This is a genomic window from Tenacibaculum ascidiaceicola (assembly GCF_047470925.1).
Classification (GTDB): Bacteria; Bacteroidota; Bacteroidia; order Flavobacteriales; family Flavobacteriaceae; genus Polaribacter; species Polaribacter discolor.
Map to the genome: position 1 here is coordinate 236,044 of NZ_JAZKJP010000013.1, position 14,552 is coordinate 250,595.

9 protein-coding genes are annotated in these 14,552 nt (G+C 30.5%); all 9 read left to right on the forward strand.

What is annotated here, in order from left to right; all coding sequences use genetic code 11:
- The first annotated feature begins 6 nt into the window (after window positions 1–6).
- Entirely contained in the window at window positions 7–2,910 is a 2,904-nt protein-coding gene (locus VBY68_RS15730; protein WP_415270262.1) for a hypothetical protein, read from the forward strand.
- Window positions 2,897–3,901 carry a hypothetical protein gene (locus VBY68_RS15735; RefSeq protein ID WP_415270263.1) on the forward strand — a complete coding sequence of 335 codons (1,005 nt, stop codon included), beginning with the start codon at window positions 2,897–2,899 and terminating at the stop codon, window positions 3,899–3,901. The genes VBY68_RS15730 and VBY68_RS15735 overlap by 14 nt, the downstream gene beginning before the upstream one ends.
- 77 nt (window positions 3,902–3,978) lie before the next feature.
- Complete coding sequence (locus tag VBY68_RS15740; protein ID WP_415270264.1) at window positions 3,979–4,878, forward strand: hypothetical protein; 900 nt, start codon at window positions 3,979–3,981, stop codon at window positions 4,876–4,878.
- Window positions 4,878–6,593, forward strand: coding sequence for a hypothetical protein (locus tag VBY68_RS15745; RefSeq protein ID WP_415270265.1), 1,716 nt, complete (start codon window positions 4,878–4,880; stop codon window positions 6,591–6,593). Before VBY68_RS15740 ends, VBY68_RS15745 begins: the two co-directional genes overlap by 1 nt.
- A gap of 591 nt (window positions 6,594–7,184) precedes the next feature.
- Entirely contained in the window at window positions 7,185–7,583 is a 399-nt protein-coding gene (gene tssD, locus VBY68_RS15750) for a type VI secretion system tube protein TssD (protein ID WP_415270266.1), read from the forward strand.
- Between the two features lie 155 nt (window positions 7,584–7,738).
- Window positions 7,739–9,583, forward strand: coding sequence for a type VI secretion system Vgr family protein (locus VBY68_RS15755; RefSeq protein WP_415270267.1), 1,845 nt, complete (start codon window positions 7,739–7,741; stop codon window positions 9,581–9,583).
- A 402-nt stretch (window positions 9,584–9,985) separates the two neighbouring features.
- Window positions 9,986–13,171, forward strand: coding sequence for an HET-C-related protein (locus VBY68_RS15760; RefSeq protein WP_415270268.1), 3,186 nt, complete (start codon window positions 9,986–9,988; stop codon window positions 13,169–13,171).
- A 99-nt stretch (window positions 13,172–13,270) separates the two neighbouring features.
- Complete coding sequence (locus VBY68_RS15765) at window positions 13,271–13,849, forward strand: DUF7738 domain-containing protein (RefSeq protein WP_415270269.1); 579 nt, start codon at window positions 13,271–13,273, stop codon at window positions 13,847–13,849.
- Between the two features lie 242 nt (window positions 13,850–14,091).
- Window positions 14,092–14,502, forward strand: coding sequence for an HYC_CC_PP family protein (locus tag VBY68_RS15770; protein ID WP_415270270.1), 411 nt, complete (start codon window positions 14,092–14,094; stop codon window positions 14,500–14,502).
- Window positions 14,503–14,552: the final 50 nt, after the last annotated feature.

Here is a 14,552-nt window from a genome sequence, read left to right on the forward strand (position 1 = left end):
TGCATTATGGCTAAAAAAATAATTGTTGTAGACGAACAAGATAAAGATGTTGTTACCGAGAGAGTATATAGAGATTTAAAAGTTTTTGAAATACCTCTTAATAAAGGAGTAAATTTCCATTTAAAAGTTTTAAAAGCTAAAAATGTAAAAGAAACAAAAGAAAATGTATACTGGATTGCACAATCACACAACAAGTTTAAAACTAGAAAATACAGAACTTTTAAAAGTGCTCCAAAAAATCAAAAAGAACTACATGTACTATTAAATGAGTTAAATAAAGGAACTAAATATGGAAAAAGGTATGTCCTAAATAAAGATGGAGAAGAGGTTTTAAATCCTGATTTTCATATCTATACCCTAAAAAGTACGGGTTTTGTAAAAAGTGCATATTTAGCTACAAATCCATACCAAAGCCATACAGAAAAAAGAGAAGGAGTCTTTTTTGGTAATTTAAAATATGTTCAAAGAACATTAGGTAAAGGTATTTGGTTAGAAGGGATTAATTATACGCCTGAATTTAAAGAACAAGGAGCCTTTATTTTAGCGGTAGATAAACCTCAGGTACTGTCACTTTTAGTAGAAAGAAGAACATTACCAGAAAAAATAGTTCGTAGCAACCCTGTTAAAAAGGATAATTGCGACTCAGTTGAGCAAGAGTTAATATATGGTGATGTCTTAGACATACACATGCATTTACACAATGTTTTAAGTGAAGATTACAAACTAACCAAAGAGGTGTTTTATAAAGGAGAGTCTATGACAAAAGGTTATAGTACTTTAATAGATATAAGTATACCCAAAGACGAGCATAACCCTTCTTTAGATTATAATGTTTCACTTATAGATGAGCATGTAGTTAATTTAAGTTGGGCAGGTAAAACCAATCATAAAGAAGCAAAAGATTCTGAAGACTCTTTACAAGAGTACACAATGGTGTTTATTTTTACACCAGTATCTAAACATGCTATAACTAATAATTACCCAACAATAAAACGCGAGGTAACCCTTACGGTAAATTACAAAAGCGATTTTAGTGCAACAGTAAATGAAAAAGACTATGTAACCAACCCTAATATTGTAAAAGTATGGCAACCGCCATTAATAACACAGTTATATGAGCAAGAATGTAATTATACAGAACTTACCGTTTCCTGTGATGGTTTTGAACCAAAAACATTTTTAAAAGAATCTAAGGATGGGGCGCTATTAACAGATGATAGAGGAACAACCCCAATTTACAGTCTAGTATTAGGTAATAAAAACAATATAAGAGAAGTTACCATACAAACAGATGCAAATGTAGCCAATTGCCCAGAAATAAATGAAGAAGATAAACATGCCGAAAATGTATTTAATTTAAAAGAAATACAAGAATACACCTTTGCAGACGATGATGGTATATGGAATGCCCTAACCGATATTAAATCGTTACCAAGAGTACAACCCTACCATAAAACCATAGATAAAACCGACCAAGCACTAAAATTTAAAGCAGCATACCCCTACGACGCTTCTAGTGAAAGTAAATTTTTATGGAGGTACCTTTTCATGCACATGTTTCAATATACAAACCCTGCCGAGTTTTATATAAGTGTAAATAGTTGTAGATATAAACGTACCATTTGGTTTAACGTACACCCAGATGTAATATGGGCAGCACACTTGGCTTTTGATGTAGAAGATAAAGATATTTTATATCACGATAACATTGAGCTTCCATTAGTAAAAGGAGATGCCACTTATATGTCTGTTTTAGCAAGTGGTGTGCAAACAACACTTAACCTTGTAAAACCTCTTTTTAACGTATTATCTACAAACAACAATTTAAAAACAGCCATCACAGAGCTAGAAAAAGTTGTAAATGATTTTGTAGAAGAGAGTCAAACATATATGCACCTTGGTTTTCATGCAAGATACGATATACCCGACGGAGAAAACCAAGTAGGTTCGCTCATTAATTATGCCGAAATACAACCTTACAAAGCCTACTTACATTTTCAAATAATTAGAGTAGTACTACTTACCTTGGCTATAGATGTATTAATGATATACTTAACAAGAGGTAAAGTCGCTCCTGGGTTACAAAAAGCGCAAAAAGTTGCAAAAAAAATAAAAAGGATTAAAGGCAAGTTTAATAAAACTTTAGATAAATACAACCTTACTTTAGATACCCCTAAAATAACCATGAACGCTGCCTTAAGAAAAGAAATGCAACCAAAGGGAGCGTATGCAACTATTTTTGATTTAACCTTTAAAGCTGACCCTTTGTTAGCTTTAAATACTGAATACAAAATAGATTCCGATTCTTTAAAAAGCCCTTTAAAAGAGTTTGTAAAAAAGATGGAAGAAAAAACCAATGGAAAGTTTGAATTAATAGCCAAAGCAGAAGGTAGGGTAGTTTATGATATAAATATAAGTTACAACACCCATACTGAGAAATTTACCTTAAATAAAAATGCAGCGAAGCAAGAAAATGAATACAATACGGTATTACGTGAGGGTGATATAATTAAATCTGACGGAATTATTAATATAAGTATTGAGGCAAAAGCTCGTTTAAAATACAAGAAAGAGTTTAAAACACTTTGGTTTTTTGAGCCTGTTGAAGTAGAAGCCAGTATTGAAGGAGAGTTAAAATTGAATAGTAGCATCGGTCTCGTGGAAAAAGTAGGTTATACTAAAGGAAGAGGGCCTTATATGGAAAAAGTGGTATATTTTGGGGGATTGAAAGGAACGTATAAGCAAAACGTAGAAGTAAAAATAGGAAAAGACGATGACTTTTTTGATTCTAATGAGGATGACCAACCAGTACCTTTTACCTTATTGAACCCTTCAAATGCCTCTTTAGGTAGGAACTATATTTTTGAACTCTTTGAATCAAAAAAACAATTTGAATATGAAAACAAATAAAACTACTCACTTAATTACAGCATTGTTAGCAGTTATACTTACTGCTTGTGCGCAAACCAACACTACAAAAGAAAAAAAACAAGTAACAGAAATGAGACCCATAGACAAACTATACAGCAATATACAGCCTTTACAATACAAAAGCATGCCTCAATATTTTATAGAAGCGAACCAAAGTGGTTGTTTTTATGAATTGTATGTAAATGGAAGATTGGTGTTTGAACATTTTGAACAAACTGGTTTAATGGGACATACTACCTGTATTAACGATGCCATTTTAAAAAGTGGAGAACAAGAAGTTACCGTAAAGTTATACCCTTTAGGACAAACAAAAGTAAAAAGGTTTGACACGTTTACCAAGAATGCAAGAATAGAAGTAAAAATAGAAAAATACGATGTACAGGTAGAAGACAGCGATGAAAAAGTAGTAACATTTAAAATTCCAGAGGCAAGTACAAGAGGTAAGAATGATATTAAAATAGAGGGTTTACCTTATTATGAGCATACCTTTACGTTTTATGCAGAAGTTCCTTATGAAGTAACAGGTTGGAGTGAGTCGCAAGATTTAACTAAAATGGATCAAAAACAATTAGAAAAAGAAGTAGTAGCTTTTCACAACAACCTATCAGATGTTATTTATAATCAAGACGAAGCTAAATGGGTAGACTTAGTTAAAAACAGAGAATTAGAATTTTTAAAATCTGAAGCGTATAATGATGTTAATGAGGAAAATATTAAGGATAGAATTAGAAGTTTCAAACAGATTTTTGATTCTAGTTTTAAAAGAAAAGTTCCTTTAGATAAATATAAAATGATTTTTGGAGGAAAAGGGAGAATTGTAGCTTTAAAAAGTATTGAAAGAACAGGTAGAGCTGCTTTTTCTTTTGGAGTTAACAAAATTAGAGACGGGAAATTAAAAAAAACTAGATCTTCTAGATATATCTACCTACACAAACCAAAAGGAAGCAATAAATTAGAAATTATAAGGTAATGCACAAAGCGTTTTTATATAGTGTTTATTTGTTTTGTATGTTGTTGGTGTTTACAGCTTGTGGGCAAACAAAAGAAATGAGACCCATAGACAAACTATACAGCAACATACAGCCTTTACAATACAAAAGCATGCCTCAATATTTTATAGAAGCTAACCAAAGTGGTTGTTTTTATGAATTGTATGTAAATGGTAGAGCAGTATTTAGTCATTATGAACAAACTGGTTTAATGGGGCATACTACCTGTATTAACGATGCTATTTTAAAAAGCGGTATACAGGAAGTTACTGTAAAGCTATATCCATTAGGGCAAACTGAGGTAGAAAGGTTTGACACGTTTACCAAGAATGCAAGAATGGAAGTAAAAATAGAAAAATACGATATACAGGTAGAAGACAGCGATGAAAAAGTAGTGACATTTAAAATTCCAGAGGCAAGTACTAGAAGCAAGAATGATATTAAAATAGAAGGGTTGCCTTATTACGAACATACTTTTACGTTTTATGCAGAAGTTCCTTACGAAGTTACTGGCTGGAGTGAATCACAAGATTTAACTAAAATGGATCAAAAACAATTAGAAAAAGAAGTAGTAGCTTTCTATAATGAGCTTTCAAATATAGTAGATCAAAGAGATGAAGAGAAATGGGTCAAACTAATAAAAAAAAGAGAGGTAGAGTATGTAAAATCAGTTAGTTATAATGATATAAAAGAATCTAGTACAAAAGGAAGAATAGAAGAACTAAAAGAAATTTTTGATTCTAAGTTTAAAAAGAAAGAACCTCTAGACCCATATGAGATAATCTTTGGAGGTGATGGTAGAATGGTTAGTTTAAAGAGTAAAGAATCAAGAGGGAGTTCAGCTTTTTCGTTTGGAATTGAGTCAAAAGAAGATGGTGAATTCATTAAATACAGGTATTATTATTTTGTCTACCTACACAAACCCAAGGGAAGCAATAAATTAGAAATTATAAGGTAATGCACAAAGCGTTTTTATATAGTGTTTATTTGTTTTGTATGTTGTTGGTAATTACGGCTTGTGGGCAAAAGAAAATAGAAGAGTTTAAATCTTTAAACAGTTATACAAAATCTTTACAGCAAAAGTCAATTAATAATGTAAAAAAGACTATTGCTAAAGATACAGTTCTTATAAATGAACTAATAAATTTCAGTTCTTTAAAAATTACAGGTGGTTTTATAGGAGCAGTTAATGAACGGCAAACTGAAAAATCAGCTGAAAAATTTACATTAGAATCGGATAATGTCCAGAAAATGGATAGTAGTTTCCAAGGTTATTTTAAAGAATTGTTCTTTGAACAGAATTACATTAATAACACAGATATAGATTTTTCTGCTTATACGGGAGATCTTAAAGAAAAATATAATGAAAAAACAGTAGAATTTATAGACGATAATGTTATTATTGAAAATAAAAAATATTATTACCAAAATACTGAGAGTACTCAAAGAAATAACAAACTAATCAGAATAGATAGTGTTTTAATATCTGCTAAGATAAAATTACCAATAAAAACAGCTTCTATAAATGTATTAGAAAATGTTACAAATAAGTATGATGTACAAATTGATGAGTTAAAAGAAAATGAAGTCACATTAATTATTCCTATTGATACATACAAAGATTTTCTTGCTATACAAGCACTTAATAAGGAAGGAAAAAGAATGAATCCAATAAATAAAAGCTCTTTTCCGGAATATATAATTACTCCTTCAATAAAAAATGAGTTAAATGCTTTGGAAAATATTTGTAATGAAATTTTAAAGGAAAATAATGAAGAAAAAATTGATATCCTTATCAAAAAAATAACAGATAGACAGTTTAGAGCTGTTAAAGAAATGTATTCCTTTAAACTTCATCTAAAAGAGTTAAATAAGTTAAAAGAAAAAGAGAAGTCATTACTTATGATTTTTGACTTTATGGAAGGTTTTGAACATCTTTTTACAATTCAAAATCAATCTTACATAGTTAATTTCTCAGATAACATTAAAGATGTAGAGTTATTCTTTGCAGATGAATATAAAGAGTATCTTACAGAAGAAGTCATTCATCATGAGGATGATGCATATTACAGTTTTGAAAATACATATACTTTATTCGGGGTTTCTAACGATAGTATAAAAGAGATGGGAATTACAAATGAAAGAGGGGGAATTATTATTAAAGATATTGACTTAAATACTGAGCAAACTATCATACAAAGTGGGAATAAATATTTTTTAAAATTTGATAGAAATGAAGAAAATGACAGTCTTTTTTGGTTAGATATAAAGAGTAAAAAACTATTATACACGCCCGGTTTCGGAGAGTATATAGAAAGTATAAATGACATTTACGATATCTTTAAAAAAGATAGTGGTGAAGGTGTTGTAAAGAATAGGGAAAAAACAATTCTACCCTTTACGTATTCCATTCATGTTTATGATACTTTTATAGCTGCTTACAATAAGAAGAGTAATTTGTTTGAGATTTATGATTTAGACTTTAAACGTTGTTTATCGGGGTTTAACGTATTGTCAGTCAGAGATTTATATAGGTATCGTTCTTTTAGGGAAGGTGAAGAAGATAAAAAAAATACTCGTTTTTATTTAGAGATAGAAACTAAAGAAGGAGGTAGAGGAGAAGTTATAATTGATGAAAAGTTAAAGATATTATCCATTAAATCTAAAAAGTAATTTTTAAAGTCAAGGAAGTAACAAATTAGAAATTATAAGGTAATGCAAAAAACATTTTTATATAGTGTTTATTTGTTTTGTATGTTGTTGGTGCTTACAGCTTGTGGGCGAACCAAAGAAGAACAAATGGAAGAATATTTAAATGGACTGTATAAAAATAGTACTGTACTTAAAGAACGAGCTAACAAATGGTATGAATTTACCTTTCCAATGGTAAAATTGTATACATGCATACCAATGAAAAAACAGAAGGATTTCTCCCGCCAGATGATGAAAAAAATATGATGTAATATCACTTACTTTAAAATACACATGGTTTTAAGCTGAAAGTATTGATAAGAAAGGTTGTTGGAGTTTTTTTTAAAAAAACTTTAAGAAAGTAATGATTTTTTTGTGTAAAAGCTTGTGCATAAGAAAACTATAATATATATTTACACCACATAAGGCAATATTTGTTATCTTCTTTCTTCTTATAGAATGGCGCCAAAAAATAAAAAAAGAGAAGGTTTTATATTGTTTAAAGCTTTCTCTTTTTTTTTGGGAGAAAGCTCTAAAAAGTATTTTAATTATTAACCCCAAAAAAAAGAAACTATGGGATCATTTAGAGCAAGTTTCGAATTCGCAGGAAAAGAATTCGATGTATTAGAAGCTGAGTACAGCTTAAACAGAAACACAGACACAAAAGGTAAACCATCTTCAAGTGTAAATGGAGGAAGAGTTACTTTAACTATCGAGTCTACATCAGATACATCAGTAATTGAGGCAATGGTAAATAGCCAATTTAAGTCTGTAGATGGAAAAATTGTTTTTAAGAAAACAGATGAAGATTCAAAAATGAAAGAAGTGGAATTTAAAAACGCTTACATCGTTTATTTTAAAGAAGATTTAGATGTAAACAACGAAATTCCAATGAAATTAACAGTTACTTTCTCTGCTGAAGAATTACTTATAGGTAATGCTAACTTAGATAACCGTTGGCCAGTAGCTTAATGAGAAGGACTAAATAACTTTTAGTTTTATATAATTTATTACTAAAGACCTTCTCTTTTTTTTAAGAAAGAAGGTCTTTTTTTGTTTTAAAAAGAGAATTAATAGTTATTTTATAAAAGAAAAAAAGTTATTATAACAAAAGAACCCCATCCCCCATGCATAAGATAAAAGAAGAAGCATTAGATAAGCAAATTACCATTGATGGTAACTTTGTAAAGAGCTATAAAACAATTACAATAAACCAATTTTTATATAAGCACCATACTTTTGAAGTTATAGTAGATATTGAAACTGTAGAAGAAGCAGGAAGCTATACACTCGATAAATCAAAAGAGTGGTTAGGGAAACAACTTACTACCAATGTTTCAGGTAAAGCTTTTGTAGGAGTTGTGTTGGATGTATCAATGCGTCATAACGAAATAGGATTACATGGCGAATTAATACTTAAAGGATTGTCTCAAACTGTCTTGTTAGAAAATGGAAAACAGCAAAAATCTTGGTTAGAAAAAGACTTAGGAAGTATTGTTTCAGAAATCATAGGTGCTACTGCTATTAAAAACAAGGTAAGTCCAACATATACTACAGTAATCCCTTACCAATGTCAATACGCAGAGAGCGATTATAAATATCTTCAAAGATTAGCGTATCAATATAATGAATGGTTTTACTTTGACGGAGTAGACGTTATTTTTGGAAAGCCTGAATCTGAAGGTCAAAAACCAATAGAGCTAGAATACAGTAAAGATTTAAAAGAACTACAAATAAAAACCAAAACTTATAATCCTACTTTAGCGACTTATAGTTACGATTCGTTAAATGATCAATTTTTTGAAGGAGATTTAAAAGCAAATAATGAAGGATTAAACGATTTAGCCAATACAGCACTAAAAGCATCAGAACAAGTTTATAAAGAAGTAAAAGACTTTGGAGTAAGTGATGTGTTTTTACAAGATAAATCATCATTAGATGAGTACTTACAAAAGCGTTTACAAGGGTTAAGTGCAGGAGGTAATATACTTAAGGCAAGTGGGGTAACAAAAGGACTTTGCTTGGGATCAATAATAAAAGTTAGTGCAGCAAAGTATGACGAAGGAAAGTATACTGTAAAACAGTATGGAGAATATATTATAACTCAAATAAGTCACTATGCTGATGTTGGAGGAGCATATCATAATACCTTTGAAGCCATTCCAGCAAGCACAAAAAGTTTACCATTAAATGAAAGAATAACACCAGCTGTAGCTAGTAATCAAGTAGCGAAGGTTGTAAGTAATAAAGATCCAGAAAGTAAAGGACGTGTACAAGTTCAGTTTTATTGGCAAGAAGCTATTGGGGCAAAAACAGATTTTATTCGTGTAATGACTCCAGACGCAGGAAGCAGTGATCTTACTAAAACCAATAGAGGGTTTGTGTTTATTCCAGAAGTAGGAGATCAAGTAATGGTAGGTTTTGAGTATAACGACCCTAACCGTCCTTTTGTAATGGGAAGTATGTTTACAGGTGAAAATGGTGCAGGGGGAGATGATAAAAATGTAAGAAAGAGTATTGTCACACGAGGAGGGCATACTATTGAGTTAGACGATACAAAAGATAAAGAGAAAATAACCATAAAGGATAAAGACGGAAGTATTATAACTTTTGATACGAAAGAAAAATCATTGTTTGTTCAGTCTGTTGAAACCATGGAATTTTCTGCTAAGAATGTAAAGATAATTGCTGAAGAAAACATTGAACTACAAGCAAAAGGAGAAATTAAAACAGCATCAGAAAAAGACACTTCAATTTTATCTCAAGGAGCAATTAAAGCACAGGCAGATAAAGATGCTAGTATTACAAGTGGCGCTAATGTAGCTATTAAAGCAAGTAGTAAAGCTACAGTTAAAGGACAAAATACAACTATTGAAGGACAAGCAGCAACAGAGTTAAAAGGACAACAAACAAAAGTTCAAGGTCAGATGACGACTGTACAAGGAGCTAGCGGTAAAGTTGAAATTATGTAGAATAATTATTTCTATAATAATTCAGTACGACTTTTTAGATATATGTGAAATATATTTAAGTATAATAGAAAGTTTTTTAATGCCTTATATTTTTAATTGTCTTCTAGATAAGAGGAAGTTATATAAATTAATAAGAAAAGTAGCTTTTAAAACCTGTTTCTCAAGTAATATCATTAGTGATGTTAGTAGTTATGGGGTTAACTAATATTTCAAACCAAAGAAAAAGAAGAATAGGAAAAAAGTTAAGTTACAGATAATACATATTAAGAAGGAAATAAAGGTTTTTAGGACTCTTCTATAACTTTTTAATAAAATAGTAAAGAGTTCGTAATGAATTAAAAGAAAGAATAAGATAGAGAAAAAAATAAGCTCATAAGTTTTTACAAATAAAAAAATTGAATTATGCCAGGACCAATAGCTACAGTAGGTAGTATGCATACCTGCCCAATGTGTAGTGGTAGTACACCTCATATAGGCGGCCCTATAATAAAAGGAGAACCGAATATTTTAATTAATAATAAACCCGCAGCTACTATGGGTAGCTTATGTACCTGTGCTGGTCCTCCAGATACAGTAGCTCAAGGTGATCCTTTCGTCTTTTTTAACGGAAAATCTGTAGCTTGTTTAGGAGATATGACAGCCCATGGTGGTGTAATTAGTTCTGGCGAAGCTAATATAATTATAAGCAATGCTTCTCAAACTTCGTCAGTAACAATGGATGAGGATGAGATTCCTTTTCCAACAATTTCTATTAAAGATAGAATACTTACTACATTGACAGGTAACTCAAATAGAAAAGCTGAAACTAATCAAAATAACCTTAAAGAGAATGAAGATGAGAAAGCGCAAGATATTACGCTTACCAGTACTTTCGCAGTAACTGAGCTACAAAAAATAGCAAAGAAGGATAGCTTAATATTATTTACATACGTCATAAAACGTATATATGGTAACCATTATAAAAATGGAGCAGTAGAAAAACTGTATAATCATGCAAAAGAAAACAATGCTTTATTAAACCCTCAAATTAAAGTAGTAAAAAGTAATAGTATTAATGGTAAAGGACCTGCAGGGTATAGTAATAAAACACAAGAAATTTTAGTAACCGAAAGGTTTGTACGTAAAGCAAAAGAAGATAACGATCAAAGAGCTGAACTTATGGTAGCTCTGGTAGAAGAAGTTGGGCATCATATTCATTACTTGTTACACAACACTTATACTGTAGGAAAAGATAAAGAGAACTTACCTCCCAAAAAAGGGAGTCAGGGAGATGTAGGAGCTAAGTTTGCGGCGCAAGTTATACAACTTAATTTGTTAGAAAATGAAGAGCAATATTTTGCTGATGTTGTCATTGATGGAACTAGCGAAAAATTAATATGGGAGTGGCGAGAACTACATAGTAACCTAAAGCAATATGTAAATGAAGCACGTCAAAACAGAAGTGATAATGGAGAAATAAATAATTATAAAGCAGGAAAAATAGACGTTGGACATGGTAAGTATGGGCATCAAGATATTGAAGAAGTTGCATTAAAAAATTTAATTAAACGTATATATAAAATAACTAATGAGAAAAAATTAAACGAAATCCTTAATAAAATTTATTTAGGGAATTGGTTACGTGATTTTTCACAGTTAGTAGACCCGGGAATTATTCGTCCTTTATCTAATAGTGTAATAGAATACTCTAAAAAAGAGAAGGAAGATTTAGAGGAAGTTAAAAACATAATGAATGGAAATCCTAGTGATGATATAGTTAATGTAGAAGTGCCTTATGGTGTAGATGCTAGTTATGGAGGAGAGCTTTTTAGTCCATCCACTTGGTTTAGTTTTGAAACGAATATTATTTATCAAGAAAAAAAGGTACGCCCAATTACATGGTCTCGTGAATTAATGACTAGTGTAGTAAATATTTTAGCCGTGATGGAATTTATGAAACCAGAGAACAAGGCTGATTTAAATAAGAATAACTATGATAAACGACTGGCTGATTTTAAAAAACAATATTTAGATATTACAAAGGAAGTATTAGGTGTATATCGTCCAGACGAGCATATCGATAACCCTCTAACCATTCCTATTAATAAAAATGAGCATAACCCAAAACTAAATGCCAAAGGAGAAAAATATGGTTTTGTAGGGAAACCAACTTATATAGAATTGGCTATAGGTAAAACTTATGGTATGAAAAACTATATTCGTACTCATGCATCAGATGCTAATAGCAGTGATTTCTCAACTACACGTACCGCTTACGAATATGTTGTACAACAAATAAAAAGTGCTGAAAATAACTTAAATTTTTCTAACATAACATCTATGGTGAATTTTGGAGCTGCTTTACATGTTATAGAGGATTATTTTGCACATACAAATTATGTAGAAATTGCTGTAGCCAAAGTATATAAAAATGATCGAGTTTTTCCATGGGTAGATGTGGTACCTAATCATACTCCATATCCAGGTGCTGAAAACTTCAACTATGATACTTTTGCTAAACTACCACCTAAGGAAGCAGAAAGATACTTGAGATTAAAGGCTACCCCATCTGTAATAGGCGTTACAAAAATGAAATATGATAAAACTGTAATTACAGAGCCTAATCAAATAGCTCGTTTTATACCAGTGGTTACTGGTACCTTTGGTGAGTTAGATATGCTAGCAAGTGTATTGCCTATTTTAGAAGAGAAATTGTTTTCTATTGAAATTACCCCTTATGAAGAGTCTAAACCTAAAGAACGAACGGTTAACGATGTGTTAATCTTAGAAATATGTAGGGATTTAGATCAAATACAAAATGCTGATGGTTCAGGGGTAAATGACGGTTCCTATGAAAAACGTTTTAATGATTTGTTAGAAATACGCGATGGTATTGTAGGGGCAAAAAATAAGTTACCTAAATTCATGCGAGAATATGCTCATGATATTATGGAGCGCATAGGGGCTCTGATTAATTTTGGATTTTATAATTTATTAAAAATTTGTGGAAAACGTATTTCTGATGCGCAATTACTTATGCAAGAACAAATTACTCAAATAGCAAAAAACGGTATTGCTATAGGTACAAATCCTTCCCATACACAAATAGCAAAAGATGATCCTGATAAACCTATGCATGAGTTATCAGCGATATTGGCAGTCGAAGCAGTTAAGAAAGTAGGTAAAAAAATGTTAAAAGTATGGAAATTAAACGCTCCAATAAATGATGTATTAAAAGAAGTTGATACTATTATGCAACACCCAGTTGTTTCAAGCTGGCAAGATAAGATAGTGTTAGAATGGGCTACAAAAAATAATGACAAAGTATGTAGGGCAAGTACACCAAGTGTAGTTATAGATAGTTTAATACACGGCATAGAGGAAATCAACGACTTTAACAAACAGCTTATTAATATGGCAGATGGTAAAATAAATGGAACAGGAAAAGGTTTTACAACTATGGATGCAATTATTTCTGAATTTGATACAGATGGTAGTTTACGTGAAAATTTTAAAAACCTTTTACTTGACGGACAAAAACTATTAGATCAAGCTAAAAACTTAAAAAATAATTATAACAAACAATACTATAAACCTAGTAGTTGCTAATATATATAAACGATGACCCTTTTAAATTATACATATCTTTTTTTAATTATAAATTTATCAATGCTTGGATGCCAACCAACAACAAAAAAAATGCGAATTATGAATGATACCCCTGAGTACAAAAAATTCACGATGCAAGAACATCGTTTTGAGTTAAACGGATGTAATTTAAAATACAATGACAAACCTTTTGAACTAGGGATGTCATTACAGCAGTTTGAACAAGTTTTTGGAGAAAATTGGGTTAAAGAAAAAATAGCTTCTGAAAATAAAAGTGGGCCTTACTTTGCCTATAATAAAAAAAAGGGGATGGAAATTGTTATAGAGAAAAATAAAATTAGAGATATATATATTTACATACAGGATACTTATTTAGAATATCCAGATATAGACATGATAGGAAATGCTACTGTTATGTTGAATGGTACATTGCTTAACCAAACTGATAAAATACATGAATATATTAAACGTGCAAATACAACATTTGATGAAATAGGAATCAAAAGTAGCGGTTATACTTTTAAGTATTCATGTGATAAAGAGCTTCTTTATTTTTTAGACTCACCTGTTTCATATCATAGAAAAGGTGGAGGTCACTTATATATAAGTGGAGATTGGAAGTTAGAAGAAACTAATAAAGTAAAAAGTATTCACATTTATTATGATGAAGAAATATAGAAAAGTTGACCATATAAGGCATTCAAATTCTCAGAGATTTGGAGACAGTACTAAGTCTTCCTTTCTCTAGAAAGAAAGGATGTTAAATGATATGGTGAGAGAATAAATAAAAATATTTACAATTAGAATAGCTTCACTTTATAATTAAAAAGTGAAGCTATTTGTTTACAAAAAACTTTAAAAGAGTAAAAGCTTAAGGTTGTTGAAATACAGAGTTTTAAAATTTTGTACATTTGCAAAATATGAAGAAATTCGTTTCTAAAATAACAGCTACACTCTTAGCACTAGTTGTGTTACTTTCTACATTTTCTTTTAATGTAGAAAAACACTTTTGTGGAGATTCTTTAGTGGCAATTTCTTATGTAGGTAATGTAGATAGCTGTAATGATGTAGAGAAAGACAGTTGTGAGAGTAAAACAATAGAGCCTTCATGCTGTAAAGACGATACAGAGTTTTTAAAAGGACAAACTCAAATTCAAAAATCACCTGTTGAAAAAGTAATCTTTGCAAAGATTGCCACGGCAGTTACTTCATATATTTATAACAAACAATTATTTCTAAATTTAGAAAAACAGTTTGTTCCACACAGGTTGTATATACCACCCAAACTGTTTTCTGATATACAGGTACTTCACGAAGTTTTTATCATATGATTTTATAACTCTATTTACAAGTAAATAAGAATTATAAAATACAGTGTGAT